The sequence below is a fragment of the Terriglobia bacterium genome (assembly GCA_020072785.1).
Classification (GTDB): Bacteria; Acidobacteriota; Terriglobia; order Acidiferrales; family UBA7541; genus Acidiferrum.
In genome coordinates this window covers 1364841-1390374 of the sequence record JAIQGG010000002.1, presented here as the reverse complement: position 1 = coordinate 1390374, position 25534 = coordinate 1364841, and the positions used below count along the sequence as shown (strand labels likewise).

Genomic DNA, 25534 nt, shown 5'->3' with positions numbered 1-25534 from the left:
TAAAGATACGCGCCGTTATCTTTAATTATGCCGTTTGTTACAAACCTATGCTAAAGTAAACTCTGCTATGAATCCTGCAGATTTCAAAGCAGATAGCCCTGGTCGATTGATTGCCATCCCCGAAGGTGGAATGGCATTTGTGCCCGCACCTATTCCTATCGACCTCCCGCTCAGCTCCGAAATCACGCAGCTTGCCGAGGAGGCAGGCCATGCGCTTGGTTTGCTCGAAGGCGTCACTCGTTCGCTCCCAAACTCGAAACTTCTCGTACGTCCATTATTGCGCCGCGAAGCCGAACTCTCCAGCCGCATAGAAGGAACGTATGCTTCTCAGAAAGAGTTGCTGCTGTTTGAAATCAACCCCACAGAAGCCAAGAACCCAGACGTAAAGGAAGTACAGAACTACGTCGATGCTCTAGAATATGGACTCAAACGTCTCCGCGATTTGCCTGTATGCCTCCGATTGATCAGCGAGTTGCATGCGCAACTCATGCGCGGTGTTCGCGGAGGGGATCGGCGGGCTGGCGAGTTCCGGCGTGTACAAAACTGGATTGGACGTCATGGCCGGTCAATCACAGAAGCGCGATTCGTGCCGCCACCTCCCGCGGAACTAGCTGCTTGTCTCGATGCATTTGAGAAGGTACTCCACGCAGAAAGCCCGCTGCCGTTCCTGGTTCGGCTTGCGCTGAGCCACTACCAATTTGAAGCAATTCACCCGTTCGAGGACGGCAATGGCCGCATCGGCCGTCTCCTGCTGCTCCTCTTGTTGTGCGAGAGGGGCATCCTCTCGCAACCCGTCCTCCAATTAAGTGCCCATTTTGAACGTAATCGAGCTGAATACTACGACCATCTCCTCGATATTAGTCAGTCGGGGGCATGGGAGTCTTGGATCACCTTTTTCCTGCGCGGTGTGGCACAGGAAGCAAAGGAAGCAACAGCACGATCGGAAAAACTCTTGAATCTTCGTCAGGAGTACCGTGACCAGTTGCAGGGCCCGCGAGCATCCGCTCACGCGCTAAAGCTAGTCGACTCCCTTTTCATGACACCTGCAGTGACAATTTCCGGGGCCGCGCAAATATTAAAAGTAACTTTTCCGAGTGCCCAAGCCACTGTCCAGAAACTCGTGGATGCCGGCATCCTGCATGAGATTACCGGCAAACCCCGTAATCGGGTTTATTTGGCCCCGCGCATCCTATCTATCGTGACCCACGGTCAAGCATCTGCTAAGCCGGAGTAATCGCTCGTACAAACCCATCTCTTAAGAACGGCTATCTCGCATCGCCCGCAGATGCGCCTCGGCGTGCGCGCGCACGTTGGCAAACCCCGCCGGATTGGTCATCTTCGCCGCCTGCCCCGCATCCGAATTCGCCCAGCGCTTGCACTCCTCGAATTCCGCCGCATGGTCGTCCAGCAGCTGATCCACAGGCACCGACGGCAGCAGCAGAAGCGGTGCCTGGTCACTCGTGACTGGCGCGCCCTGAGCAGTGTCGAAGGGCGGCTCGTGCAACCCACCCTCGGCCCCACCTGTAGGGGCGGGGCTTGCCCCGCCCGCCGCTGCGTCTTGGCTGGGCGCATCGCTCATGCCCGAATTTCGAGTTTCGTATTTCGAGCTTCGCGTGTACACCGGCACCACCATCGGCGCGCTCGAGAGCAGCTGCTGGATCTCCCGCAACTGCTTGTTCCGCGCGTCCTCTCCCGGCACCACCAGCTCCGTCAACCCCAGCACGTTCTTGATGTATCCGATATTCGCCGGTTCGGTCAGCGCCCGCTGGATCACCGGGTCGTTGATCCCAAAGAGCTGCTGCAGCACCCCGCGCTGCTGCGACTTCAGCCGCGGAAACGTTTCGTCCGCCTCCGGATGCACGCAGATGTTGCCCTTCAGCTCCGCCAGGCGGATCACCCGCGAATCGAACACGCCGTCCGGCCCCAGCAGCGGTATCTCCGCGTCCTCCGGGCGGTTCTTGCGGAAGCAATCCACCCCCAGGAGCATCACGTCGGCGTAAAACTGCTTCGTGCGCCGCCACACCAGCCCCAGCCGCCCCATGGCCTGGTCCCGCGCCATGGCATAGCCCGACGCCGTCTTCACACCCTCCATGTTTCCGCCAAACACCGCGGGAAACAGCCCCGTCAGAAATTGCGACACCGGACCGATCAGGTCCTGTTGGTGCCGCAGCATGTCCGGAGGCACCTGCGCCGGCGCCGGCTGGAAAAATCCCGCCGCCAACGGCTGTCCCGGCCGCGCGCGCGCCGGAAAATGCGCTGCCGGCTCGGCCACCTGGTTGGACAGCGCGTCGAAATCCAGCACTTGCGGATCGGCGTAGATCGGCGGGATGCCGTATTCATACGTCTCCGCCTGCATGTTGGAGAGCACGTTGTAGCGCTCCTGCACCTGCACCAGCGAATCGCCGACGCTCGGGCGGTTCTGCCCGTCGCCCGGCAGCGCGTGCAGCACGCGCCAGTGGTCGTCCATCGTTTCGTTGCGCGCTTCGCAATAGGCCTCGCCCGCAAACGCCACGTAGCAGCCGTCCGGGAACAGCGCCAGCAGCTCCGCGCGCACGTCTTCGTCCTCGATCGCGTAAAAGGCCCACGGCCGGATCCACGTGCGATCGAAGGTGATCAAATTCACCAGCGCGTCGCCCGGATGGATCGACGGCAGCCCCTGCGACACGCTCAGCCGCGACACCCGCGCGTACACGTCCTCGGAGCCCTGCGACGGCGAACTTTCGATCTTGTCCGCCGCGTGCGGATACGCCGCCTTCAGCTTCGCGCGATGCACCTCCGCCTGCCATTGCAGGTAGGGATACTCGTGCATCTCGTTGGCCCACACCGGCGTATTCAGCTCCAGCCCGCCGACGATCGAGATCACTTCCTGCCCGTTGGCCACCCGCCGCCGCCCCGCCACCCGCGGCACCGTCACCCGCTCCGCCCGCCGCAGATCTGCATCGGAAAGCTGCGCGCCACAATCCGGGCATTGCGCCTGTTCCCCGCTCTGCGCACCTTCCTGTGCGGCGAAATTTGAAACTCGAAATTCGCCATTCGACTCAGCTTCGCCGTCCTCGCCGCCCGAATCTCGATTTTCGAGTTTCGATTTTCCATTCTCCTTCCCGCACTGCGGGCACACGTACACATCCTCGCCCAGCGGAATCTCCACCGCCTCCAGCAGCTCTTCCTCGTGAAATCCGAAGCGCTGCCCGTCCGCCACGTAGCGCACGTACCCGCCCAGCTTTCCGTCGGTCCACAAGTGATAGCCGACCAGCGTCAGCAGGTGCTCCATGTGATTGTTCTGTTCGATCAGTTCGGCCACGTCGCTGGCCGCGCGCGCCGCCGAAATATCCTCGAGCGATTGCGCCGACTGCGGATAGAAGCGCACCCCCGGCACGTCCTGCGAAAGCACGGCGATGAACGACAGCCCGAAGCCCTGGTAAAAATTCGTGACGAACTGGTACCGCGGCATCTCCTCCAGCGCCCGGTCGTCGGAAGAGCGCGACTCGAACGGCAGATGCCAATTCATGTCGTTGGGGTTCCACCAGGCGTACTGCAGCCCCTGCCAGAACAGCCGCGCCTGGCGCATGCGCCGGATCTCGTGCCGCCGCGCCACCACGCCCTCTTCGCGGTACTGCCGCACCAGGTCGCGCAGCGCATTCACCAGCTCCGGCCGCAACTCCTCCAGCCGCTCGAAGTTCGGCCCCAGATCTTCTGTCGCGCCCGCTTTTAGGGGGGTATCTCTTGCGCCGTCGCCTTCTCTGTCATTCCGAGCGAGCGCGTCATTCGCGCGAGTCGAGGAATCCCGGCTTGCATCAAACGGATCCTCGGCACGATCCGTCATCACCCGCGCCTGGGCGGTTCCAGCGTGCCCCGCATTCCCATCCGCCGGCGCGATCGTGCCTCTCGCCTCAACTGTGTGGAACGGGTCCATAGATCCTCTCCTCCGCGCTCACCGCCGCATCGCCCGCCGTCCCGAAGGGATCAGGACGCGAACGGCGCGCTTCGGTCTCGCGCCACGCCTGGAGCTGGGGCCACGAGCGCTTGCGCAGCCGCGGCAACGCCTGCGGCTTCGGCGCCTCCGGAAACTCCACCGGCGGAAACCCCGCCGTCCCCAGCAGCGAATTCACCAGCGCCCGGTTCTCCGCCCGCAGCCGCTCCACGTCCTCTTCCAGCGCGCGAACATACCTCGACCGAACGATTTGTTTGAGCCAGTTGATCATGGAGTCCTGGTAGCACAGGCTTGAGCCTGTGCGTGGTGCTGCCTGGCAAATGCCAGAGCGAAACACAGCCGGAAGGCTGTGCTACCACCGCCGGGGAAACTTCGCCGGGCGGAACGCCTTGCGCGCCTCGCTCTCCAGCCGCTGAAAATGGATCGCCCGCGACGTCTGGTCCGTTGCCGTCACCTGCCGCGCAATCTGCTCCCCCAGCGGCATGCCCGTCACAAAATGCGGCCCCGCATCCGCCTGTAGGGGCACGGCACGCCGTGCCCGTCCGTCCCTATCGCCTATCGTCAACCCCGCCAGCCGCGCTCCCGACACCAGCCCGTACCGCGCCGCATCCGCCGCATCATCCCCATCCATCTTGCGGATGTCTTCGACCCGCCGGTCGTCGCGCACCAGCAGCGGCAAACACTCGATCAATCGCGCGCAATTCTCCGTGATCACCCACGCGTCGTTCTCCAGCAACTGGTACATCCATTGCCACCCGCCCACGCGGTCATCGTCGGCCGGCGCCGGCCGCGGCAGCCCGTTGCCCGCCAGCACCTCGCCCAACTGCTCCGCGATGGACGTCTCCGCCGTGCGGTGCGCAAACGCATCCGGCGAGAGAAACACCTCGCCGATCCGCTCCCGCCCGCTGCGCTCGGCAATCGCCTGCCCCAGCATCCGCGGCGACAATCCGTTCTGCACAAATTCCCTGTAGGTGACGATTCGCGCGCTGTCGGTTCCTGCGGCGGGAACGGCGCAATGCCAATACACCGCGCTGGGATGCTGAAATCCCCAGTCCACCGAGATCCACCGCGGCCACCAGGGCTCCAGCCGCAGCTCCTCCGGCCGCGCCGTGTGCCGTCCCACATCGAACACGTCGAAGTACTGCCCGGCAAAGACGTTCCAGTCGCCCGCCAGAAACGCCTGCCGCAGATGCTCCGGCAGCGCTTCCAGCGTCCGCCGGTAGGCCGCATCGTTCGCGTAGATGGGGTTGTCGTCCAGCCGCGCGCGGATGAAATCGTACTCTTCTGGGTCGTACAGCTCCGCCCGCTCGAATCCCGGCGGCGGCACGTGGTCCACCCACAGCGCCTTCACCCAGGCGTGCCCGATGTTCCCCGGATTCGTCGCCCCCGCCATGCACGGATAACTTCCCCGCACGGGACAGCGGTTGCGCGAAGTCAGAAACTGCCACTGCTTCAGGGTAAAATGCGTCAGCTCGTCGATCCCGATGAACAGAAACTCCGCGCCCTGGTACTGATAGACGTCATGTTCATTGCGGCAGTAGCCGAACCGCGTGGTCGACCCGTTGTGCCAGGTCACCACATGCTTCGATTCGTTGTAGCTGCGATACAGCGCCCGCGGCACGTCGCGCCGGAGATAGGCCAGCAGCGACGTCTCCAGCTCCGGATACGTCCGCCGCAGCAGCAGCGTGTCGCACCCCGGCGTCTCGTTGGCCTGCAGGATCGCTTCCCACAGCAGCGCCTTGGTCTTCCCCGGCCCCGCCGCGCCTCCAAAGAGCCGGTACTTCGCCGGCGAACAATGAAATTCGCGCTGCCGCGGGAACGGCTGGTAGTGCGCACTCACCCGCAGCGCCCCCGCCCGTCCCCGGCTTCGTCGTGTGGCCATTCCCTGTAGCGCAGGACCCAGCCCTGCGGCTTTTCTCTTCCAGCCGAACCGCCGCCAAACCCGCTCTGCAAGCCCTCTACTGCGCCCGCAGCTTCTTGCCCACCACGTACGCCGTGCCCCCTCCGAGCAGCGCCGCCGCCACCGGCCAGTGATGCAGACTCATTACCAGTCCCGCCACCACCGCCGCCACGCCCGCCAGTTGCGCAATCTCCCCGATGAACACCGTCTTCGCATTCGCCATCCCGCTTCTCCTTCCTTTCGCCGTCAGCCACTCCTCATTCTTCACGGCTGCACTCCCCGCTCGGCGGCGGCAACTCCAGCCTGACCGGCGCCGCCGGGGTCGCGCTGCGCGAGCACCCACGGCCTTTGGCAACGCGCTGGCCCTCGCCAGCCCTGTTCACGCAGAGTCCCAGCACCGCGCCGGCGATGGCCTCCCCATGCTTCCGGCAAAACAGGGACGGACCCTCCGCTTGGCGTGCACAGGGCGCCCATCCCTGCCGGGTACCTCCCAGCGGAGAGTAGGCCGCGCACATTTTCATGAGACTGTTCCAGCAGGCTGCTGCAAAATGCTGTTTGCATCCGGTTCTCCGCGGAGCGCGGAGATGCGCGCACGGCGCCGCATTTCTCGCCCCGCGCCTGCCCGCCACCCTTCGGGAATCACCCGTGACGAGTCACTCTCTGTGCGGCCGCGGCAGATCCAGCACCACCTGCGGCGCCTCGTCGCTCACTACCGCGCTTTTCCCAAACTTCATCTCCAGCATCCGCTCCCACGCCCGCTGCGCCACCTTCTCGTCCTCGCTGCGCAGCAATCGCGCGCCCACGTCCAGCGGATTTACCCGCGCGAACATGGCGTTGACGAACGCCGCGCCGTCCTGCATCCACGCCACCCCGGCGCTCGCTTCTGGAGCCGGCTCTTCCGGAACGCGCGGCTCGGCCCCATTCCTCCGGGGCAAAGCCACCTCAGCGTACGCCTCGCGGTCCGTGCGGGCCGCGGCGGAGGGCGCGGCCGTAACAACGGATGTTCCGCTAGCGTCGTCAGACGCAGCCTCGCCTCGAGGAATCGAGGGTGAGCCATGACCGTTGGTTGCGGTCCTGGCCTCGCCCCGACTGCTCGGGGCCTTGCCCCGGCTTGCCGGGGAGGAGCCGCGCGTCCGGGAGATGGGCGTCCTTCCGGAGCGCTTCGCGCGCTCCGGCGACATCGTTAAAGCCGGCGGCGCGCTCGCAGCGGCCGCCGCATTCAGAGGTGTCGATGCCGGTGGCATCGCGCATGAAGTCGATGCCCTGGGCATCGCGCTTGATTCGGTGCAGCCGTCGGCCTTGCCGCTCTTGCCGGCGCCTGCTGCCTGCTGCGCTTTTCCGTGTGCCCCGCTCATTCGTTTTCTCGGTGTCGCTGCCTCGGGCAGCGCACTTGAAGCCGATGCCCTCGGCATCGCCCCTGCTACCGCCTGGGTCTCACTGTGTCTCGCCTCGAGCGGGCTATTGAGTCCCGCTTCGAGCGGGCTATTGAATCGACACAGTGAAGCTCACGGGCGCCCCGGGCTTTACGGTGGCAGTAGCAGTTGCCGCGTTTGGGTTTGACTCCGTGCCGTCGGCCATCTGTGCCGTCGCGCCGAAAGTCCTCGACCCGGCCTTGAGTGTAAGCGCGGGGCTCGTTCCCGTGATGCCCGTTACCGGCCCCGTCGCGCCCGGCGGCGCCGCAATGCTGAAGAGCAGCACCGGTGTCGCGCCCGTCAGATCGTAGATGTTGAACTGCTTCACGCAGCCGGTCGTCACTGTCGCGCCGCACGCATTGTCCACCGTGAAGTCGTAATTGAGCGTCGCGGTAACCGTGTGCTGGCCGGGAACGGCAAAGGCCGCCACAACGCCGAACAGCAATCCCCCAATGAGCGCCATGATTCTCTTCATGTTTTCTCCTAGCGGCATCCCACGCCCATCAGGGCCATGGAATTCGCGCAGGGCGGCGCGCCGCCCGATGCTTTAAACGTGATAATTACAGCGGTCCAAGGCTGCGTGGAGGAGATCGTGGCGTTAGCCGAAATCGAACCCGCCGTGCTTTGTACCTGGTCCTCCAGGGCGCGCTCATTGCTTCCGGTGGCGGGAGAGCGCAAGGTATATCCGCTGCCCGCAGACCAAGTTATGCCCGCGCCGCCATCTTGCGTGAACAGGCCCACGATCAATTCTCCGCTGGCTGTCGTGGTCACGGATGGCGATGTAGGCGTCGTCGAGGCGCCAAATGTGCCGGCGGACTGATCGAGGACGCCCGAGGTGGCCGTTCCGCTATACTCGGCAATTTGAATCCAGGCCGCGCCCGAAGTAGAACTGCGGTTGCAGGTGACCGTCGGTTTTGTGCCACCGCCCGCCGTGACCACCGTATAGGCCGATTCCGTGCGCAATACCGTGCCATCCGTCACGGATGTATTCGTTAGAAGGGTGTAGGTGTTTCCTGCCGTATCCGTTACGGAATTCAGAGTCTGCGTCGTCCTTGCCCACAAGCAATGCACCACAAGCAAGTCATTCGCCGTGATATTTGCGGCTGTGAATGCAGTACTGGCGTTGCCCGACCCGCCGTTTCCGGCGCTGGCGTACTGCACGAAAGCGGGAGCGCTCCACGCGGAAGGGGCCATAAACAAAAAGACAACCAAGGCCCAAAGCGGCCAGCGCCTTAGAACTGTGTCCACGAGATCGTCCCCGATACCTGATTCGCCGCTGAAACGAGAATGCACACGTTGTCCGCCGCCGTGGCCGTGCGCATGATGGCCCCGACGCCGTTTCCCTGAGTAAGGCCGCCGTTCGCCGCGAAGTTCCAGCCAGTGGCCGCCGTGGTTCCACCCGCCATGCCCGCGATGCCCGTGGCGCACGTCGTGCCCGTTCCCTCGACCACCGCCACGTTCGTCGCCGCGCCCGCCACCAGGTTGATCGAGCAGACGTAGGTCTGCTTGCTTGCCGCGCCGGTGATGATCTGCGTGTTCGCCGTCAGGCTGATCGGCGTCCAGTGGTCGCAAACCGTGACGCCCGTGAGGTTGCCGCTCGCATTGCCGCCGAGATATGCGGCCTTCGCCGGAACCGCCGATCCGGTGTTGCCGTCCGCCGAATCCGTCGTCAGCCAAGGCGTGGTGTTCGCCGTATTGCCCGGCTGCACCGTCCACGTCCCCCCCTGATTCGCCGTAACCGTTCCGGAGACCGGCTGCGTCACGCCCGAGCCGTCCACCGGCAACCGCCCCGCCGCTGGCGTGTACTGCGCCAGATTCACCGCGCCGATGGTGTTTCCGCCGGTGGGGAGCGCGGGCAGACCGTCGGCGGTCACATGAATGGACCGCGCGGAAGCATCGCCGGTAGGCATGGAGTTCGTGCCGTCCGTCACCTTCACCGGCCACGCTCCGGCCAGCGCCCCCGCGGTGCCCTGGTTTCCCGTCACCGTGCCGCTGACCCCGAACGTTCCCGTCCCCGCGTTCGCCGTCACCGTGCCGGAGACCGGCTGCGTGGTCGTCCCTGTTGGGTCCGTGCGTAGGGGGTTGAACGCCGTGCCGATCTCCGTCCCGGAAGCGTTGCGCAGGTTCACATGCATCGCGCGGCTGCTGGTGATGCGCGCTGCCGCTGCGTTCCCGCTGGTCACCGCCGCCAGCGCATCGTTGAACACCCCGCCGATGTTCGATTCCGCGCTCGTTCCCGCGGTGAACCCCGTGTTATCCGTAAATCCCGCGCTCCCGGAACAGCCGCCCGTGCAATTCACATTCAGGCTGCTGCCCGTCAGTCCCGGCACGCTTCCGGCGATCTTGCCGATGTTCACATAAAGCATCCGGTCTGTTGTGGCGCGAATGGCGCCGGCATTGCCGCTGGTCAGGTTCGCCGCGGCGTCGTTGAACAGACCGGAAATGTTGGTGACGCCCGTCGCACCGGTCGTGAAGGCGCTATTGTCCGCAAACGACCCCGTTGCCGAGCAGCCCACGACGCAGCTCACCTTCAGCGCCGTGTTCGCGCTGTCGTACAGGCCTGGCGACACGCTCGCGCCGCCGATCTGGTTCAGATTGGTGTTGGCGCTGCTGCCCTGCTGCTGCAGTTGGGCCAGCAGAATGCCTGCCGGCACGCGCAACGCCAGCTCGCTTCCTTCCGCATCCCGCGCGCGCAGCGCCACCTCAGCCACCTCGGATCGAAGCGCGCGCTTCGGTGCAGGCCCACCCTGCGCCGCTGGCAGTACACAAAGCCTAACCATTACGCCCAGCACGGCCAGGAGCCACGCCCTGTGCATTCGCCGCTTCATGGGCGCAACCGCTTGTACCAGGGCGCTCGCGGCGGCAGCGCTTTTTCCGCCGCCTTCTGCCGGCCGCCCAGCTCGAGCAATCCCCGCAGCACGCCGAATTCCACGGCCTGCTGCTGTTCCGCGCTCGCCGGCACGAGTAGGACAATCTCCCGGTCGCCGTGCACCACGCCGCCCGGCCGGTCCACCACGACCGGCAGCTTCGAGAGCTGCGTGATGTGCTTCAAGAGGGCCGCCTCGAACGGGCAATCTACCGAATCGATGTGGATCCGCTCCGTCCCCGCAATCTCTTCGATGGTGATCACGTAGCCGGCCAGCGGCCCCTGCAGGACCGCCTCGCCCGGCAGAAATTCCGTCACCGCAAAGCCCGCCTGCCGCAGAAGCCCTCGCGCCGCCTTCGCGCAATCGTTTTCGCCAATGATCTTTACGCGCATTTCCACCTCATCGCACAAATGTCGCCAGCGCCGGCCCGGTCCCGCTGCCCGCCTGCAGGTAGCAGATCGTCTCGCCCGCGCGGAACCTCTGCGGCCCCGCATCAAACTGCACGCTTCCCTGCGACCGCGCCACCATCACGCCTTCCTGATTGCCCGCGGGGATCGTGTCCTGTGTCGCCGGATCGGCCGCATCGGTCCGGATCTTCAGGTCCACGGCCACGCTGTTCTTGATTCCCACGCCCTGGCAATCGATCGGCGCCACCACCGGCGTCCAGCTCACCGTGTCCACGGCCACCTGCTTCTTCACGTAGTTGGGATGACTCGCCATCTCTTTTGTCCCTGTGCCGTGCCGCCCCTACGCCAGCACCTTCGCCGTCAGCCCCGCCCCGCCCGTGTTGGACACCACCTTCGTGCGGATGAACTTCCCCTGCACGCTGGCCACGGTGCGCGCCTCGCCTGCTGTCGCCGTAGACGTGTCGATGGTCTGGTACTCCGCGTCCACGTCGGCCATCGCCGTCTGCAGCACGATGTTCACCGCCGTCGGCGCCGTCCCGAAAATCGTCTGCCAGCGGATCGTCGTTCCGGTGTCCGGCTGTCCCGCGTAGCTGGGCAGCGCGAACTGCGTCCCGGCGGTGTTCGCCGAGGGAAACGCCTCGTTATTCCAGCTGAAGCCGGCGTCCCCCGGAAACAGGGAATACGGCGGCGTTACGTTCTGATAGTTCGGCATCGCAACTCCTCGTCCAGGCGCACCTGTGCGCCGGAATTCACTGCAAACACAAGATTTCGTTTAGATGGCCCTGCCGGAAGGATGTCCCCAAAATAAAAACGCCCCGGACCTGTCCGGGGCGTTTGACCGTATTTCTACAGGCATAAGTGTAGCACACTAGTACATCCTGTCAAGCCCCATTCTAAACTTTTTTTTGCACAGGCCGGTCATCGCTTTGCCGGCTCCTCGCTCTTGACTTCGCTTTTCGCCGGGCGCATATTCGCGCAATCCCCGGAATTTTCCGAGCGGGGCCGCGCAGTTGACCGCTCTGCGGTCACACAGGCCACGGTCCGCTCTCCCCGAAAGGAGCCCTCGCATGCCGTACTTTCTACACCAAGTCAGTTACACCCCGGAAACCTGGTCCATGCTCATCGCCAACCCACAGGATCGCATGGATGCCATTCGCGCACCGATCGAGAAGCTCGGCGGGCGCATCCAGACCGGCTACTTCGCTTTCGGCGAATTCGATGTGGCGGTCATCACCGAGATGCCCGACAACATCAGTGCCGCAGCCATCGCCATGGCCTTCGCTGGCGGCGGCGCCGTCAAGAGCCTCAAGACCACCCCGCTCATGACCACCGCCGAGGCCCTGGACGCGCTCAAGAAGGCCAGTATGTGCGGCTATCGGCCTATCACCGCTGCTGCCCGGGCGGCCTCTTCCTGAGGCCTTCGGGTAGGCACCAGGGTTGCGGCGCACCGGCGTTTCGCGAACGCTGCGCCGCAACCCTCCCTCAACTTTTCCCGCGGATTTGCTAAGATGTCCGGATGCGCACCGGCTCTTCCCACGTTCATCTCGCGAAGATCCGCCTGCACCCCATCAAGTCCCTGGATCCCGTCGAAGTCTCCGCCGCGCGCATCGGCCCCCACGGCGGCCTCGAGCTCGACCGCGCCTGGGCGCTCTACTCCGTGGATGGCCGCTGGGTGAATGGCAAGCGCACCGCGGCGATGCACCTCATTCGCGCGGACTTTGCTCCGGATCTCAGCTCGGTCACGCTGTCCGTTCCCGGTGACCGCCGTAATATCCCCGCGAGGACATTTGCCTTCCCACGCGACACCGAATCCGCCGCCGAGTGGTTCAGCGTCTACTTCGAGCAGCACATCCTCGTGCGCTACGCCCGGGAAGGCTTCCCGGACGACAGGATCGCCCATGGCCCCACGATTATTTCCACCGCGACGCTCGAGGCCGTCTGCGCGTGGTTCCCCGGTGTGACCCTCGACGACATGCGCCTGCGCTTCCGCACCACCCTCGAAATCGATGTTGACCGTTCCACAGTCACACAGGATGTTGACCGCTCTGCGGTCACGCGTGATGCTGACCGCTCCGCGGTCACACCGGACGTTCTCCCTGCTTTCTGGGAAGATCGCCTCTTCGGTGAAGAAGAACGCAGCGTCGTGCGCTTCCACATCGGTGAAGTCGCCTTCGAGGGCAGCAATCCCTGCGCCCGCTGCGTCGTCCCGCCCCGCGATCCCCGCACCGCCGCGCCCATCGAGGGCTTCCAAAAGCGTTTCGCCGACCTCCGCCAGGCCCAGCTCCCCGCCTGGTCCCCCGCCTCCCGCTTCGACCACTTCTACCGCCTCGCCGTCAACACCCACGTCGCTTCCACCGAATCCGGCAAACTCCTCCGCACAGGCGATCCCCTTCTCTTGTAGCGCCGGCCAGGACATATCCCGACTTGGTCGGGAGGTCGGCATCTTCTCTTGCCTTTTCCGGCAGTGGGTCAGCTTGAAATTTAAAGAATATTTTTTGTTGCCAGCAGATGTTTACATGTTCTCTGGGTATGAATAGTGCTAAACGTGTAACTTCATCTAAACTCGTAATTTGTCGTCTACTCTTAGCTTACTTACACTATCAGATGATGGCCTTAACCTTTGCAGAGAAACTTGCTGCGGCTTTGGGTATTCCACGAATCGTGCCACCCGGTCCCATACAGGTTCTCTTTAATCGGTATAAGAAACACCTGCACCAACAGGCTGTCGATAGCCCATTGCCAGAGGTAGTTCATCTACTGCCAGAAAATTTTCTTTACTGGATAAAACTCGAATACCCAAATCTAGCTAAGCCAGATGAATGGATTCAGGCGAAACCGAGTGTCGTATTACCCATGCTTGAAAAGGGCATTTTCGATGAAACAGGTTTCAGAATTAACGAGCAGAGAGCCAACGCGCTGTTTAATATCCCAAATCTCCTCAAAAGGCCAAACTGCATACACAAGAATCTCCGCAATCATGAATATCGCGGACAGGGTGGAATCAAAGGCGACCACATCTATGTCGTCTATCATGGGAAACATACTCGGAAAGTAGCCTTTACACGACTCGACCCGAAATTGCAGAAAGTGATACTAGTGAGTTCTTTTGGAGTATCGAAAGAATGGGTTACAAAGTGTGCTGAAATTCCTGCGCTCTACGTGAGAGATGGATGCTCCTGCACTTGCAAATAAAAAAGGCCACGTCTAAAGTGGCCTTTTTTATGCCCGTCGTCCTGGGTCCAGGTCATGGCCTAGATTACTCTAGGCGGGATTTCAGCTACTACCTTACAACATTCCCCGGTTGTGTCAAGGAAAATCTACCTCCAGCGTGCCTTAGCGCTTTTAAGGCTTTTGTTTTCTGCTGCTTAGCGGTTAGCTTCTTTGCCCTAGCCTTGCCGTCATTTGGCCCATACTGCCGACCGCGCTCTATGGCCTGAGCGTTCTTCCCCCTTGTTTTGGTCAGTCTATGGCTCAATCGCTTTGATACGCGCGCGCCCAGTTTCCGATACTGCGGCGGGCGAGTGCAAGACTTATTTTAAATTGACCCACTATCCCTGTTCCTGTTTGTAGCGGCGGGTAATCCCGTCATCTTCCCCTTGCTCTTCAGTTCTGTAGCGCCGCGCTCTTGCCGTCCGCTGATCTGCGCTACAATAAAACTGCGCCTATTCAGTCCGGCGATTAGCTTATGTCTCGTTACCTCAATTTCGCCTTCGCCCTGCGCGCCCTCTACGTCGTGCTCGGCCTCTTCCTGATCGGCTACGCCATCACCCAATCCACCGCCCGCATGATCCTCTACGCTCCGGCCATCTTCGGCATCCTGCTCCTGATCCAGGGCTTCGCCGGCACTTGAATCACCTGCCTCCTGCCCGGTCCGGGCAGGCGTAACTGAACCCGCAAGAAAACTTTTGAAACGTGTCATCCTGAGCCCCGATGTTCTGCATCGGGGCGAAGGATCTCAACGGAGACCTCTTGCAATCGCCATCGTTGCGCACAGTCTGAGCGTCCATTTCCGGTTTTACTTTCCCGCTCAGCTCGCTTCCTGAAAATACTTTCGCGGCGGAAACATCTCCCGCCGCAGCAGCTCCCGCCCGCAGCGCCGGCGGATCTCCTCCGTCCAGTTCGTCCAGCCCATCTCGCTCAGCCCCAAGAACGGCCGCGCCCGCTCGTACGGCGCCAGCCCCAGGTAGAACACCCGGAACAGCACCAGCCGCGACGCCCACTCCGCCCCGTGCAGCGCCGCCTGCCCCGCCAGCGCAAAGTCCGCCACATACTCATTCAGCCGCGGCCGGATGTCCGGCCGCCACAGAAATTTCGTCGGCTCTGTCAAGTTCAGCGCCGCGACCCCACGCTTGGTCTCCAGCACCTCGCGCGCCCCGCGGTAGACCTCCCAGCACACATCGAACGCCAGCTCCGGCTTTGCGCTCATCGTTCCTCCTCCGCCGCCTCCGCTTCCATCTCTTCAACTCTTCAATCGTTGCCACGGTTAAACAGTTGAACCGTCCCCACGCGAACTCCCCGTTGCTAGGCCACGCCGCCAGGTTCTCTCTGCAGCCGCAGCCGGTACTCCCACAGCGCCCCCGCCTGCTCCGGCCGCGCCCACGACTCAGCCTCCCGCCGTCGCTTCTCCACCACGTACCCGCCGTTCCACGGCTTGCGCAGATGCCGCAGTTGCGCCGAGATGCTGGCCTCGCCGAACTGCGTCAGCTGTGCCAGCTCCTCCAGCGTCAGCCACGCTTGCCCGGAGTCTCCCGCATGCGTTGCGCACTCCCCCGCCGAGAGCAGCACGTCGCAGAGTATCTCCCGCTGCGTCCGCAGTGCGGTGCGCCGCCCCGGACCGCGCCCCCCGTTGCGTTTGCCCGCCGTCCGCCTAGTCCGCACATCCCGCAGAACCATAGCCACCTCCGCTCTTACCGATCCCCACAGAAATCTTCCCCACCGCCCTCTCCCGCCCTTTCCGGCCACGCGTTACTCCCGTCGTCCTCGCCTTCGTCCTCGTCCGGCGGCGCCGTGCGATCCGGATCCTCGTAATCCCCCGCGCAGGCGCTGCAGGCGTGCAGCGCCGGGGCCCAATGCGCGTCGAAGTCCCGGCGGAGATTTCCACAGTTATCCACAGCCCTTACTCTTTTCGGCACTTGACTAGTATTACTAGTCCGGTAAGGTACTCGGGCGTTCCCTCTGGAGGCCCTTATGAGTACCCATAAAACGCAACCCCCGTGGGAGTTTCTTTTCTCTGCCTCATCTTTCTCCCTGCAGAGTTACGAACTCTCCCGGCTCAACCACGCTGCAAACCTGCGCAAGGACATTGGCCGCTTGCTGGATCAATGGATGGAAGAGAGCGCCAGTGCCCTGCTGGCCCGCTGGCTCATCGAACAGCGCGAGCGCTCCGTGCAGGCCCCGGCGTTCCCTCCAGAAGGGACTGCCGCCACGCAATCCCCCGGCCCCGCGTCGAATCCTGCGTCCGATAATTTCCTTACCGAATTTGGGATGCGCCGCGGCCCGTCGTAGCGCGGGCCGTCCACCCGGTGGCTTTCCGCCCGGTCGGCGGCCTTAAACGACTGGTTCCGTGCATTGTCCGAATTGTTCCGATGGTGTGCCCGGCGCGATGCACTCTGGCCCGCCCCGCCGCCACCGGGCAGGAAGGTGTGCCTTGTCACAGGCTCAAGCCCGTATCTCCCGCGCCCGTCCTGCGCATCCCACGCGGCCGCCATCGCTCGCCTCCCGGCACTTACGTCTCGTTGCCCTTATATTTTTTATAGGAAGGAAGAGAGCGCACACCCGTATCGCAGCTGCGCACACACGCCGTGCTATTTATGGAGGAAACGTGATTTCTGCAGGATTACGCGGTGGCTTTGGCACCGGCCGCGGAGCGCACCGGAGCGGCAGCGATCTTCTCGAGCAGCTTTTCTTTGCGGTAGATCAGCGAGTTGATGTCGTAGCTGGCCAGTTCAAAACCGTGTCCGTGGGTGATGGCATCGGTGGGGCAGGCTTCCACGCAGTAGCCGCAGAAGATGCACCGCGAATAATCGATGTTGTAAACCTCGGCGTAGCGCTCGCCTGCGGAAATGCGCTTCTCGCCGGTGTTTTCCGCGGCCTCGATGTAGATGCAGTTGGCCGGGCAGGCCGCGGCGCACAAAAAGCAGCCCACGCACTTCTCCAGTCCGCTCTCATCGCGGTGCAGCACGTGAATGCCGCGGTAACGCGCCTGGAAATGCACCGGCTCATACGGATAGTTTTCCGTCACCGGTTTGCGCAGCATATTGCGGAAAGTCACGCTGAAACCTGTTGCCAGCGCGCTGAACGTCTCGGCGATATCGCGAAAAATGGATTGTTTTGCGGTTCCACTTGAAAGGGAGGCCATGGCCCGTCCAGTTTAGCAAACGCCCGAAGTTGCGGCAAACCGCCGTTCGCGCCGCATCACCCGGTATTACTGCAGCGATTTCACGATCTGCTTGCCGTGCAACCGCCCGTTTTCGATGAAGATCTCGCTGGTGTGCCGCCCGCCGATGATCACTCCCGCCAGGTGCAGCCCGGGCACGTTGCTCTCCAGCGTCTCCGGGTTGCAGACAGGTTTGCGCGTCTCCCGGTCCAGCCGCACGCCCAGTCTCTCCAGAAATTCAAAGTCCGGGTGATAGCCCGTCAAGGCGAACACCTGCCGCGCCGGTACCCTCTGCTCCCGCCCCCAGCCGCCGCCCACCACGACGTGGTCCGCGGCGATGCGCGCCACCTGCGTCCGGAACAGCGCGCGAATTTCCCCGGCCTTGATGCGGTTCTCGATGTCCGGCCGCACCCAGTATTTCAGGGACGCTCCCAGACTCCTGCCGCGGTACACCAGCGTCACGCGCGCGCCGCCACGGTAGAGGTCCAGCGCCGCCTCCGCCGCCGAATTCTTTCCCCCGATGACTACCACGTCGCGGTTCCAGAACTCGTGCGGCTGCGTATAGTAGTGCGAGACGTGCGGAAGATTCTCCCCTTCCACCCCCAGCAGATTCGGCTGGTCGTAGTAGCCCGTGGCCACCACGATCTTGCGGCCCGCATAACGTTGGGCCGTCCCGTTTTCCGTTTGCGTGAACACCGCGAACTTCCCGTCGCTTCCCTCGACCCGCTCCACCCGCTCAAACAGCCGCAGCTCGAGCTGATAATGCTCCGCCGCCTTGCGGTAGTACTTCAGCGCCTCGCTTCGCGTCGGCTTCTCCGCCGCGCACACCAGCGGCAGGTCGCCGATCTCCAGCAGTTCCGGCGTGGTGAAAAACACCATGTTGACCGGGTAGTGGAACAGCGAATTGCACAGGCAGCCCTTGTCGATCACCAGCGCGCGCATCCCCGCGCGCCGGGCCTCGATTGCGGAGGCCAGGCCCGTCGGTCCGGCGCCAATGCAGATCAGGTCGTAAGTCGTCATGTGGGGTCGACCGCTTTGCGGTCGCGCAATATTTCGACCATTTTGCGGTCGCGCAACCTAATGAGTTTGCCGGGGCGGAAAACGGAATGCAAATCTGTGACCACTACTGCGGGAGTCCCTGTTCGAGCAGTTCGTTCAGTTCGGCCCGGAATCGTTCCAGCTCCTCTCGCCGCTCCGCCGTGGCTTCCAGTTCGCTCTTCTTCCACACGAAGAGCTCTTGGCCGCCGCGCTGGATGCGCACGCTGAGCTTGCCTTCCACCAGGTAGCTGGGCGGCGCCTGCAGCCGCAGACCGCCGTTTTCCACCAGCGCCAGCACTGCCGCGCACTCCCCGCGGCGCACGCACAGCGCGTTCTCATACGGGGGTATAGCCATAGGGCGGAAGCCCGCCGCAAACAGCCGCTCCACAATGCGCATCTGCTGGGGTGTGAGTTCGACCATGGGACAGGCGGGCCGGCGGAGTCCCTCCTCCGGCCCTTCCTTGCGAACAGCCGCCTAAGCGACTGCGGAGTTCGCCGTTTCCGACGACTCCTCGAGGGAAGCCAGAATCTCGCGCAGCGTGCTGATCAGCTCGTCTCGCGACACGTTGCTCTTCCGGAACTGGATGCGCAGCTTGAACTTCTCCGTCTCCGGCTCAAAATGGAAGACGAAAGGCTGCGGCCGCGGCCCGCCCTGCTGTTCGTCGCGCCTCTCGCGGCGCGCCTGGTCGCGCGTCAGCCCGCCCTGCAGGATGCGCTGCAGCATCTCGGCCATCTTCTTCTCGGTGGGTTGCCGGGCGATCTGCAGCAGCACCGACTTCGAGGCCACCCCGTGCTCCGCGCACTTGCGCCGGATGGCCTCGGGGATATTGCGCAGCGACAGTGTCTCCGTCACCGAAGAGCGCGCCCGCCCGATCTTCCGCGCCAGATCTTCGTGCGTGTATTCGAATTGCGTCGCCAGCCGGTGCAGCCCGTCGGCCTCTTCAAAGGGCGTCAGGTCCTTGCGCTGGATGTTCTCGATCAGGCCCAGTTCCAGGGTTTCCGCGTCGTCCGCAACCTTCTCGATGCACGGCACTTCGCGCAGCCCCGCGGCCCGCGACGCGTGATAGCGCCGCTCCCCCGAGATGATGTGGTAGCACTCCTCCTGCGTCACGTAGCGCACCAGCAGCGGTTCCAGCACGCCTTTCTCCCGGATGGAGTCCGTCAGGTCGCGCAGGTCGCCCAGGGCCTTGCGCGGCTGTTCCGGATTCGGCCGGATATTCTCCACCGGTATCATGCGCCCTATCGCCGCGCCGCTGTACGTCGTCAGCGACTCGATGTAGTGGGCGTCATGCCGCATCTTCAGCGTGACGGGCAATCCGATCCTCTTCGACACGTTCGACACGTTGGATAACCTCCGCGGCTAGCTTTTTATAATCGGCAGCGCCGGGTGACTTCGGAGCAAACGTTAAAATCGTTTCCTTGTATGCCGGGCTTTCCTCCAGACGCACGTTCTTCCCGATGCGCGTCTTGAACAGCACCCCGCCGAACACCGAGCGGATCTGCTCGTGCGTGTCGCGCGAGATGTTCGTGCGCCGGTCGAACAGCGTGATCACCACGCCCAGCACCTTCAGCGCCGGGTTGGGCCGCGCGCGGATGCGCTCGTAGGTTTCCAGCAGGTCGTCGGTGCCTTCGATCGCGAAATAGGCGGCTTGGATGGGCACCAGCAGGTGCGTGGAGGCCACCATGGCGTTCACCGTCAGGATGCCCAGCGACGGCGGCGTGTCCAGAATGACGTAGTCGAATTCCCGCAGCACCGGCGCCAGCGCGTCCTTCAGCTTGTACGGCGCGTCGAACTGCCCGGCCAGCACCTGCTCGAGTTTCGCCAGCGCCAGGCGCCCCGGCCCCACAAACAGGTTCGGATCTTTCGTGGGCTTGATCACCTTGGCCATCTCCGCCCGCGCATCACTGAGCACTTCGAACATGGACAGGGCCACATCGCTGGCATGAAAAAAAGCGATCGTGGAATTGGCTTGCGGGTCGAGATCGATGAGCAGGGTCCGCTTGCCGCGGTGCGCGAGCGACGCGGCAAGATTGATCGCCGTCGTGGTTTTGCCCACGCCGCCTTTCTGATTCGCGATCGTGATGATGGCCGTCATGCGCTTCTGCCTCCATCCGCCGGCGCATACCGGGGCCGCCGCGGTCCGGCAACAGCCTTCCTATATGTAGGTGTCTCCCGCAATTACCCCCCAAGGGCTAGGCTAAATGTACGGAAGCTGCCTGTGGAAGTGCAAGCAAAAAGTACACTTTTTTGGCCTCGCCGGGCCCCCTCGCCCCAGAGCCCCCTTCCCCGCCCACCCCCTCTCCTTCGCGCTGCCCGCTGGCCTGTCGGGCCCCTTGCTCCGTAGCCTGGCTCCCCAAAAAATCAACGGGGCTGGACCTCGCGGCCCAGCCCCGTTTCTCATTTACTCGACCTAAACTTGTCCGTTTCCCGCTTTCAACCGCAGGCGCCGCCCGTAGCCCCGCTCAGAAATCCAGGCTCCAGAAGTCCACCGGAGGATCCTGCAGCTCCAGGCCCAATTCCCAGCCGGTGCGGCCTTCGTGGCCGCGCCAGACGAGCACGGCATCGCAGCCCTGGTTGGTTACCAGATTGACCACCCGCATGCGCTGGCCCACGGTGAAGCCCTGGGGCACAACCGCCAGGCAGCCCTTCGAGCTGACATCCAGGGTAACCCCTTCTACGCGCATGCTGTTGCTGGCCTCGGTCCACTCCACGGCGATCGGCACCCGCGAATTCACGCGCGATACCGTGCGGAAATGCTTTTCTGTGCTCTCGTTCAATCCAGAACCTGGAAGGGCCACAGTGCTTCTCCTCCGTAGCGCGGGGCGCGGCAAAATCCTGCCACCATAAACGCTGTCGCAATCGGCCGCGCGCCAGCGCGCTCACCATATTCCTACTCTTTTACCCTAAACGTCGTATCCAATTCGGTCAATGGAACTTACGCACCAGGGAGTATCATCGGTTACCTCCCTGCCCCTGCTGCCTTCGGCTTTATTTCCGGGGCCTCTCCCGCTTACACTTGCCTCGCCATTCGCCATGTTCCGCATGCGCACATTGCGGGCGGAGTTCCGCCCCACGCTTAAGCTGGCACTGCCCCTGGTTCTCGCCGAGCTTGGCTGGATGAGCATGGCCATCGTGGACACCATGATGGTCGGCCGCCTCCCCGACAGTGCCGCAGCCATCGGCGCCGTGAGCATCAGCTCCATCCTCTTCCATGTCCTGGCCCTGTTCGGCGGAGGCCTGCTGATCGGCCTGGACACCCTGGTTTCCCAGGCCTTTGGCGCGGGCCAGCGCGAGGACTGCCACCGCTCGCTGCTCAACAGCATCTACCTGGCCCTGGCCATGACGCCCTGTCTGATGACCCCTATTTGGTTCTTCGCGCCGCTGCTCACCGCTCTCGGCGCGGAACCCCGCGTCTCCGCCCTCGCCGTCCCCTACATGAAGGCCCTGGCCATGGGCGTGCTCCCCCTGCTGCTCTATTTCGCCCTGCGCCGCACCATGCAGGCGATGAACCTCGTCAAGCCCGTGGCCTTCGCGCTCATCACCGCGAACTTCGTCAACCTCGCCGGCAACTGGCTCCTCGTCTACGGCAAGTGGGGCGCCCCGGCGATGGGCGTGGTCGGCTCCGGCTGGTCCACGGCCATCGCGCGCACCTATATGGCCGCCGTGCTCGTCGCTTACCTGCTCTGGTACGACCGCAAGCACCGCACCCGGCTTCTGCACACGCCGGTCGAAGTGGATCTCCGCCGCATCCGCCGGCTGATCGCCTTGGGCCTTCCCGCCGCTCTGCAGATCACGCTGGAGATGGCCGTCTTCGCCCTGGCCACCGCGCTCATCGCCCGCCTTGGCGCCGTGGCTCTGGCCAGCCATCAGATCGCCCTGAACACCGTTTCCTTGACCTACATGGTGCCCCTGGGCATCTCCTCCGCCGCAACCGTGCGCGTCGGCCAGGCCATCGGCCGCAAAGACCCCGCGGCTGCCGCCGACGCCGGCGGCACGGCCATCGCTCTCAGCGCCTCCTTCATGTGCTTCGCCTCGCTCGGCTTGCTGGTCTTTCCCCGCTGGATTGCCCGCATGTACACGCCCGACGAAGCGGTGATCCGCAACACGATACTCCTGCTCGCCGCCGGCGCGGCCTTTCAGCTCTTCGACGGCATCCAGTCGGTGGCCACCGGCGCGCTGCGCGGTACCGGCGACACCCGCACGCCCATGCTCTGTCACTTCTCGGCCTACTGGCTGATCGGCTTTCCGCTCGGCGCCTATCTCTGCTTCCGCCGCGGCTGGGGCGTCTTCGGTCTGTGGACCGGCCTGAGCTTTGCCCTGATCCTGATCGGATGTGTCTTGTTGCTCGTCTGGCAAAGGACCGTGCGCCGCCTGCGCGCATCCGCCGTCCGCTAACCCGGATTCCTCACGCAACGAGCCGGTAGGGGCGCGGCACCGCCGTGGCCGTTTTTCTTTTCATTTGTCCTGGACGGCCCTGGGAGATCGAGAAGAAACGCGGAGACACCGAAAGTCCGGAGAAGGAAAAAGAGCAGCGGCATGACTCACGGTCAACCGCATGTGGCTGTCAGAAGTCCTGCCGCTCTACATCTTGTAGCGGCCGAGGTCGTCGTCGGAGAGGCCTTCGAGCCAGTTGCGCAGTTGCTCGGTGGAGTTCCGTTCGGAAACCGCGCTCGACACCTTGGAGCTCTTCAGCACTTCTTCTTCCACGAAAATCGGGCAATCCACGCGCAGCGCCAGGGCCAGCGCATCGCTGGGCCGCGAATCGATGGCCATCAGCTCGCCCCGCGTCTCCACCCAGATCAGCGCGAAAAAGGTGTCGTCCTTGAGGTCGTTCACGACCACCTTCTGCACGTGCACGTCCAGCCCCAGCAGCACGTTGCGCAGCAGGTCATGGGTCATCGGCCGCGGCGTCTGCACCTTTTCGATCTCCAGGGCGATGGCGTTGGCTTCGTAGATGCCCACCCAGATGGGCAGCACGGCGCTGCCCTGCAGGTCCTTCAACACCACAATGGGCATGTTGGTCACGGGATCCATCATCAGGCTGCGAATCTTCATTTCGACTTCCATCGAGCCCTCCCGTAGCACAGGCCGAACTTGTCCCGACCGAGTCGGGAGCCTGTGCTCCTCATTTCTCACCGCGCACCATCCACCGGTACAAACTGAAGTCTGGGCTACAAAACCTGTTCGCCCGCCAGACTGTTGGGCCCTGCGCTGCTCACTTGGATCTGCACGTATTGTCCCAGAAGCTCGGCGACCGGCGAAGTAAAATTCACCATGCGGTTACTAGAAGTACGCCCGGCCCACTGGTTCTGCCTCCGCGACTTCCCTTCCACCAGCACCTCGAAGCGCTGCCCCGTCAGCGCCGCGTTGCGCGCCGTCTGGATCTCCCGCTGCTTCTCCAGCAGCACCGCCAGGCGCCGGCTCTTCTCTTCCTCGGGAATCGCGTCGGCCATCGCCTGCGCCGGCGTATTGGGCCGCGGTGAGTACTTGAAGGAGAACGCCCCGTCAAACTGCGCCGCATCGAGCAGGCTGAGCGTTTCCTGAAAATCCTTTCCCGTCTCGCCCGGAAAGCCTACGATAAAATCCGTCGTCACGCTGATGGCCCGCCGCGCGCTCCGCAGCAGCTCGATTTTTTCCAGATACTCCTCGCGCGTGTAGGTGCGCTGCATCGCGCGCAACACCCGCGTCGAGCCGGACTGCACCGGCAGGTGCACGTGCTCGCAGACCGCCGGGTGCGCCTCGATCGCGCGCACGATGTCCGGCGTGAAGTCCCGCGGGTGCGACGTCGTGAAGCGCACCCGGCGAATCCCCGGAATCTCCGCGGCCGCCAGCAGCAGCTCCGCAAAGCGCATCCCGCGCGGCGTGGGATCGCGGTAGGAATTCACGGTTTGTCCGAGCAGTTGGATTTCCGTGTAACCTAGATCCGCGAGCTGCCGCGCCTCTGCCAGCACCGCCGCACTTGCCCGGCTGCGCTCCGGCCCCCGCGTGAACGGCACCACGCAGTAGGAGCAGGCCTTGTCGCAGCCCTCGATGATCGTCAGGTAGGCGCGCCAGGGATTGTCGCGCCGCGTAATTTCCGTTTCGAAAGTTTCGTCCGTGTCCGTCTCCAGCCCCGTGACCCGCCGGTTCCCCGCTTCCCACTGCGCCAGCAGCTCCGGCAGCTTGCTGTAACTGGCCGAGCCGCATACCAGCCCCACCCACGGCGCGCGCTCGAAGATATCCGCGCCCTCCTGCTGCGCCAGGCAGCCCAGCACGCCGATCATCCGCCCCTCGTTCGGCTGCGCGCGAAACTCCCCGAGCCGCGAGAAGACCTTTTGCGCCGCCTTTTCGCGGATGCTGCAGGTGTTGTACAGGATCACCGAGGCGGACTCGGGCGAGTGCACCTGGCGGTACCCGCGCGCCACCAGCACCCCGGCCACTTTTTCCGAGTCGTGGTCGTTCATCTGGCAGCCGAAGGTCTCCAGAAAAAACGTGCCGCGCGCGCCGCAGCCCGCACTTGCAGGCGTCTCCCGCGAAGCAGCGCCTCCCGCCGCCAGCGCATCCAGCCCGATATCAAAGGCTTTTCCCATGCTTTCCCGGCCAGTTTAGCACACTCCCCGGCACGCCTCTTGGCAGGCTTGCCGGACGAATTCATTGCCGCGGCGCCAGCCCGGCGTTACACTCCAGTCCCTAACACAGGAGGTATATCTTGAAACATCTCCGCCGAATGATTTTTCTTCTTGTCCTGTGCATGTTTCTGGCCGCCTCCAGGCTCCCCGCGCAGGAGATTCCCGCTGACTACCAGGCCGTGCTCCGGTACCTGAGCCGCAGTGGCGACTACAAGGCGGCCGTTCTGAAGATCAACATTCCGCGCAACGATCTGCATGTACAGATCGCCGGCCGCGATACGCCAACGCCCTTCGGCTTCGGCGGCTGGATTGGATTGACGAAGGGCGATGGGGACATGGATGTGCTCATGGGCGATTTGGTCCTGACGCAGGAAGAAGTTAACCCCGTGCTTTCCGCGCTTCTCGATCACGGCTTGGAGGCTACCGCTCTCCACAACCACTTTTTCTGGGAGGAGCCGCGGCTGTTTTTTCTTCATGTGCACGGTCACGGAAAGGCGCTGGATCTCGCGCAAAGAATCAAGCCCGCACTCGACCTCGTCGGACACGCCACTCCCGCCTCTGCGCCATCCGCGCCCGGCGCTTCTCTTGCCGCGCCCGCTCTGGATGCCGCTGCGCTTACCAAAATCATCGGGCGTCCCGGCGAAACGTTTGGCGCGGTGCAGAAATTCACCGTCGGCCGCGACGATCTGCACCTCACCGAAATGGGAACGGTCATCAACGCCCGGATGGGATTGAACTCCTGGGCCGCCTTCGCCGGCTCGGATGGCGATGCGCAGATCGCCGGCGACATCGCCATGCGCGAATCGGAAGTCCAGGGTGTATTGAAGGCGCTTCGGGTGCACGGCCTGAACATTGTGGCCATCCATCAGCACATGCTGAAGACGCAGCCGGCGGTTTTCTTTCTCCATTACTGGGGCCGCGGGCCTGCCGCGAAGCTCGCCGAAGGGTTCCGCGCCGCACTGGACCTTCTGGGCTCCTCCGGCGCTCACTGAGC

28 protein-coding genes are annotated in these 25534 nt (G+C 63.7%); 7 read left to right on the top strand and 21 right to left on the bottom strand.

Going from position 1 to position 25534, the window contains the following annotated elements:
- Nucleotides 1-67: 67 nt before the first annotated feature.
- Entirely contained in the window at nucleotides 68-1234 is a 1167-nt protein-coding gene (locus LAN61_09305; GenBank protein MBZ5540701.1) for a Fic family protein, read from the top strand.
- Between the two features lie 21 nt (nucleotides 1235-1255).
- Here LAN61_09305 and LAN61_09300 read toward each other — a convergent pair whose 3' ends face one another.
- From LAN61_09300 to LAN61_09250, 11 genes are all read right to left on the bottom strand, one after another.
- The gene (locus tag LAN61_09300) at nucleotides 1256-3913 is read right to left on the bottom strand and encodes a hypothetical protein (GenBank protein MBZ5540700.1); all 2658 of its coding nucleotides are present in this window, start codon (nucleotides 3911-3913) and stop codon (nucleotides 1256-1258) included.
- Entirely contained in the window at nucleotides 3891-4202 is a 312-nt protein-coding gene (locus tag LAN61_09295) for a hypothetical protein (protein ID MBZ5540699.1), read from the bottom strand. The genes LAN61_09300 and LAN61_09295 overlap by 23 nt, the downstream gene beginning before the upstream one ends.
- 81 nt (nucleotides 4203-4283) lie before the next feature.
- Complete coding sequence (locus tag LAN61_09290; GenBank protein ID MBZ5540698.1) at nucleotides 4284-5813, bottom strand: terminase family protein; 1530 nt, start codon at nucleotides 5811-5813, stop codon at nucleotides 4284-4286.
- 76 nt (nucleotides 5814-5889) lie between these two features.
- A complete protein-coding gene (locus LAN61_09285) occupies nucleotides 5890-6054 on the bottom strand; it encodes a hypothetical protein (protein MBZ5540697.1) in 165 nt (54 codons plus the stop codon).
- A 430-nt stretch (nucleotides 6055-6484) separates the two neighbouring features.
- A complete protein-coding gene (locus LAN61_09280) occupies nucleotides 6485-6766 on the bottom strand; it encodes a hypothetical protein (protein MBZ5540696.1) in 282 nt (93 codons plus the stop codon).
- A 547-nt stretch (nucleotides 6767-7313) separates the two neighbouring features.
- Nucleotides 7314-7718, bottom strand: a complete 405-nt coding sequence (locus tag LAN61_09275; GenBank protein MBZ5540695.1) for a hypothetical protein — start codon at nucleotides 7716-7718, stop codon at nucleotides 7314-7316.
- Between the two features lie 8 nt (nucleotides 7719-7726).
- Nucleotides 7727-8224, bottom strand: coding sequence for a hypothetical protein (locus tag LAN61_09270; protein MBZ5540694.1), 498 nt, complete (start codon nucleotides 8222-8224; stop codon nucleotides 7727-7729).
- Between the two features lie 251 nt (nucleotides 8225-8475).
- Nucleotides 8476-9954, bottom strand: coding sequence for a hypothetical protein (locus LAN61_09265; GenBank protein ID MBZ5540693.1), 1479 nt, complete (start codon nucleotides 9952-9954; stop codon nucleotides 8476-8478).
- A 113-nt stretch (nucleotides 9955-10067) separates the two neighbouring features.
- Nucleotides 10068-10502 (bottom strand): hypothetical protein, encoded by a 435-nt coding sequence (locus LAN61_09260; GenBank protein ID MBZ5540692.1) that lies wholly within the window; start codon nucleotides 10500-10502, stop codon nucleotides 10068-10070.
- 7 nt (nucleotides 10503-10509) lie between these two features.
- Nucleotides 10510-10830, bottom strand: a complete 321-nt coding sequence (locus tag LAN61_09255) for a hypothetical protein (GenBank protein MBZ5540691.1) — start codon at nucleotides 10828-10830, stop codon at nucleotides 10510-10512.
- Nucleotides 10831-10857: 27 nt separating this feature from the next.
- Nucleotides 10858-11229 (bottom strand): hypothetical protein, encoded by a 372-nt coding sequence (locus LAN61_09250; protein MBZ5540690.1) that lies wholly within the window; start codon nucleotides 11227-11229, stop codon nucleotides 10858-10860.
- Between the two features lie 355 nt (nucleotides 11230-11584).
- On the opposite strand from LAN61_09250, the gene LAN61_09245 reads away from it, so the two are divergent.
- The 3 genes from LAN61_09245 to LAN61_09235 all read left to right on the top strand — a co-directional run bounded on the left by LAN61_09245 (nucleotide 11585) and on the right by LAN61_09235 (nucleotide 14367).
- Nucleotides 11585-11932 (top strand): GYD domain-containing protein, encoded by a 348-nt coding sequence (locus LAN61_09245; GenBank protein ID MBZ5540689.1) that lies wholly within the window; start codon nucleotides 11585-11587, stop codon nucleotides 11930-11932.
- 101 nt (nucleotides 11933-12033) lie between these two features.
- Nucleotides 12034-12918: an MOSC N-terminal beta barrel domain-containing protein gene (locus LAN61_09240; GenBank protein MBZ5540688.1), complete on the top strand. Its 885-nt coding sequence runs from the start codon at nucleotides 12034-12036 to the stop codon at nucleotides 12916-12918.
- Between the two features lie 1284 nt (nucleotides 12919-14202).
- The gene (locus LAN61_09235) at nucleotides 14203-14367 is read left to right on the top strand and encodes a hypothetical protein (GenBank protein MBZ5540687.1); all 165 of its coding nucleotides are present in this window, start codon (nucleotides 14203-14205) and stop codon (nucleotides 14365-14367) included.
- Nucleotides 14368-14544: 177 nt separating this feature from the next.
- Here the strand turns inward: LAN61_09235 and LAN61_09230 are convergent, their stop codons facing one another.
- Together LAN61_09230 and LAN61_09225 are read right to left on the bottom strand one after the other, a co-directional pair.
- The gene (locus tag LAN61_09230) at nucleotides 14545-14943 is read right to left on the bottom strand and encodes a hypothetical protein (protein ID MBZ5540686.1); all 399 of its coding nucleotides are present in this window, start codon (nucleotides 14941-14943) and stop codon (nucleotides 14545-14547) included.
- 95 nt (nucleotides 14944-15038) lie between these two features.
- Nucleotides 15039-15410: a hypothetical protein gene (locus LAN61_09225; protein MBZ5540685.1), complete on the bottom strand. Its 372-nt coding sequence runs from the start codon at nucleotides 15408-15410 to the stop codon at nucleotides 15039-15041.
- A gap of 294 nt (nucleotides 15411-15704) precedes the next feature.
- On the opposite strand from LAN61_09225, the gene LAN61_09220 reads away from it, so the two are divergent.
- Complete coding sequence (locus tag LAN61_09220; GenBank protein MBZ5540684.1) at nucleotides 15705-16022, top strand: hypothetical protein; 318 nt, start codon at nucleotides 15705-15707, stop codon at nucleotides 16020-16022.
- 331 nt (nucleotides 16023-16353) lie between these two features.
- Here the strand turns inward: LAN61_09220 and nuoI are convergent, their stop codons facing one another.
- From nuoI to LAN61_09190, 6 genes are all read right to left on the bottom strand, one after another.
- Complete coding sequence (gene nuoI, locus LAN61_09215) at nucleotides 16354-16875, bottom strand: NADH-quinone oxidoreductase subunit NuoI (GenBank protein MBZ5540683.1); 522 nt, start codon at nucleotides 16873-16875, stop codon at nucleotides 16354-16356.
- 66 nt (nucleotides 16876-16941) lie between these two features.
- The gene (locus tag LAN61_09210) at nucleotides 16942-17913 is read right to left on the bottom strand and encodes a YpdA family putative bacillithiol disulfide reductase (GenBank protein MBZ5540682.1); all 972 of its coding nucleotides are present in this window, start codon (nucleotides 17911-17913) and stop codon (nucleotides 16942-16944) included.
- Between the two features lie 103 nt (nucleotides 17914-18016).
- The gene (locus tag LAN61_09205) at nucleotides 18017-18352 is read right to left on the bottom strand and encodes a hypothetical protein (GenBank protein ID MBZ5540681.1); all 336 of its coding nucleotides are present in this window, start codon (nucleotides 18350-18352) and stop codon (nucleotides 18017-18019) included.
- A 54-nt stretch (nucleotides 18353-18406) separates the two neighbouring features.
- Nucleotides 18407-19273, bottom strand: coding sequence for a ParB/RepB/Spo0J family partition protein (locus tag LAN61_09200; GenBank protein MBZ5540680.1), 867 nt, complete (start codon nucleotides 19271-19273; stop codon nucleotides 18407-18409).
- Nucleotides 19218-20027 carry a ParA family protein gene (locus LAN61_09195; protein MBZ5540679.1) on the bottom strand — a complete coding sequence of 270 codons (810 nt, stop codon included), beginning with the start codon at nucleotides 20025-20027 and terminating at the stop codon, nucleotides 19218-19220. Before LAN61_09195 ends, LAN61_09200 begins: the two co-directional genes overlap by 56 nt.
- Nucleotides 20028-20394: 367 nt before the next feature.
- Nucleotides 20395-20730, bottom strand: coding sequence for a PilZ domain-containing protein (locus LAN61_09190; protein MBZ5540678.1), 336 nt, complete (start codon nucleotides 20728-20730; stop codon nucleotides 20395-20397).
- Between the two features lie 244 nt (nucleotides 20731-20974).
- Here LAN61_09190 and LAN61_09185 point away from each other — a divergent pair, with 244 nt between their 5' ends.
- Nucleotides 20975-22327 (top strand): MATE family efflux transporter, encoded by a 1353-nt coding sequence (locus tag LAN61_09185; GenBank protein MBZ5540677.1) that lies wholly within the window; start codon nucleotides 20975-20977, stop codon nucleotides 22325-22327.
- Nucleotides 22328-22513: 186 nt separating this feature from the next.
- Here the strand turns inward: LAN61_09185 and LAN61_09180 are convergent, their stop codons facing one another.
- Both LAN61_09180 and miaB read right to left on the bottom strand, forming a co-directional pair.
- Nucleotides 22514-22999 carry a bifunctional nuclease family protein gene (locus LAN61_09180; protein ID MBZ5540676.1) on the bottom strand — a complete coding sequence of 162 codons (486 nt, stop codon included), beginning with the start codon at nucleotides 22997-22999 and terminating at the stop codon, nucleotides 22514-22516.
- Between the two features lie 104 nt (nucleotides 23000-23103).
- Entirely contained in the window at nucleotides 23104-24501 is a 1398-nt protein-coding gene (miaB, locus tag LAN61_09175) for a tRNA (N6-isopentenyl adenosine(37)-C2)-methylthiotransferase MiaB (GenBank protein MBZ5540675.1), read from the bottom strand.
- A gap of 137 nt (nucleotides 24502-24638) precedes the next feature.
- Between miaB and LAN61_09170 the strand changes: the two genes are divergently transcribed.
- Nucleotides 24639-25532 carry a DUF1259 domain-containing protein gene (locus LAN61_09170; GenBank protein MBZ5540674.1) on the top strand — a complete coding sequence of 298 codons (894 nt, stop codon included), beginning with the start codon at nucleotides 24639-24641 and terminating at the stop codon, nucleotides 25530-25532.
- Nucleotides 25533-25534: the final 2 nt, after the last annotated feature.

What these genes read in the sequence shown, in the direction of transcription:
- LAN61_09275 (MBZ5540695.1), bottom strand. Translation starts at nt 7,718, where the DNA reads ATGAAGAGAATCATGGCGCTCATTGGGGGATTGCTGTTCGGCGTTGTG.
- LAN61_09210 (MBZ5540682.1), bottom strand. Translation starts at nt 17,913, where the DNA reads ATGACGACTTACGACCTGATCTGCATTGGCGCCGGACCGACGGGCCTG.
- LAN61_09300 (MBZ5540700.1), bottom strand. Translation starts at nt 3,913, where the DNA reads ATGGACCCGTTCCACACAGTTGAGGCGAGAGGCACGATCGCGCCGGCG.
- LAN61_09240 (MBZ5540688.1), top strand. Translation starts at nt 12,034, where the DNA reads ATGCGCACCGGCTCTTCCCACGTTCATCTCGCGAAGATCCGCCTGCAC.
- nuoI (MBZ5540683.1), bottom strand. Translation starts at nt 16,875, where the DNA reads ATGGCCTCCCTTTCAAGTGGAACCGCAAAACAATCCATTTTTCGCGAT.
- LAN61_09260 (MBZ5540692.1), bottom strand. Translation starts at nt 10,502, where the DNA reads ATGCGCGTAAAGATCATTGGCGAAAACGATTGCGCGAAGGCGGCGCGA.
- LAN61_09220 (MBZ5540684.1), top strand. Translation starts at nt 15,705, where the DNA reads ATGAGTACCCATAAAACGCAACCCCCGTGGGAGTTTCTTTTCTCTGCC.
- LAN61_09285 (MBZ5540697.1), bottom strand. Translation starts at nt 6,054, where the DNA reads ATGGCGAATGCGAAGACGGTGTTCATCGGGGAGATTGCGCAACTGGCG.
- LAN61_09230 (MBZ5540686.1), bottom strand. Translation starts at nt 14,943, where the DNA reads ATGAGCGCAAAGCCGGAGCTGGCGTTCGATGTGTGCTGGGAGGTCTAC.
- LAN61_09305 (MBZ5540701.1), top strand. Translation starts at nt 68, where the DNA reads ATGAATCCTGCAGATTTCAAAGCAGATAGCCCTGGTCGATTGATTGCC.
- LAN61_09195 (MBZ5540679.1), bottom strand. Translation starts at nt 20,027, where the DNA reads ATGACGGCCATCATCACGATCGCGAATCAGAAAGGCGGCGTGGGCAAA.
- LAN61_09245 (MBZ5540689.1), top strand. Translation starts at nt 11,585, where the DNA reads ATGCCGTACTTTCTACACCAAGTCAGTTACACCCCGGAAACCTGGTCC.
- LAN61_09170 (MBZ5540674.1), top strand. Translation starts at nt 24,639, where the DNA reads ATGATTTTTCTTCTTGTCCTGTGCATGTTTCTGGCCGCCTCCAGGCTC.
- miaB (MBZ5540675.1), bottom strand. Translation starts at nt 24,501, where the DNA reads ATGGGAAAAGCCTTTGATATCGGGCTGGATGCGCTGGCGGCGGGAGGC.
- LAN61_09205 (MBZ5540681.1), bottom strand. Translation starts at nt 18,352, where the DNA reads ATGGTCGAACTCACACCCCAGCAGATGCGCATTGTGGAGCGGCTGTTT.
- LAN61_09185 (MBZ5540677.1), top strand. Translation starts at nt 20,975, where the DNA reads ATGCGCACATTGCGGGCGGAGTTCCGCCCCACGCTTAAGCTGGCACTG.
- LAN61_09225 (MBZ5540685.1), bottom strand. Translation starts at nt 15,410, where the DNA reads ATGGTTCTGCGGGATGTGCGGACTAGGCGGACGGCGGGCAAACGCAAC.
- LAN61_09255 (MBZ5540691.1), bottom strand. Translation starts at nt 10,830, where the DNA reads ATGGCGAGTCATCCCAACTACGTGAAGAAGCAGGTGGCCGTGGACACG.
- LAN61_09180 (MBZ5540676.1), bottom strand. Translation starts at nt 22,999, where the DNA reads ATGGAAGTCGAAATGAAGATTCGCAGCCTGATGATGGATCCCGTGACC.
- LAN61_09290 (MBZ5540698.1), bottom strand. Translation starts at nt 5,813, where the DNA reads ATGGCCACACGACGAAGCCGGGGACGGGCGGGGGCGCTGCGGGTGAGT.
- LAN61_09295 (MBZ5540699.1), bottom strand. Translation starts at nt 4,202, where the DNA reads ATGATCAACTGGCTCAAACAAATCGTTCGGTCGAGGTATGTTCGCGCG.
- LAN61_09235 (MBZ5540687.1), top strand. Translation starts at nt 14,203, where the DNA reads ATGTCTCGTTACCTCAATTTCGCCTTCGCCCTGCGCGCCCTCTACGTC.
- LAN61_09250 (MBZ5540690.1), bottom strand. Translation starts at nt 11,229, where the DNA reads ATGCCGAACTATCAGAACGTAACGCCGCCGTATTCCCTGTTTCCGGGG.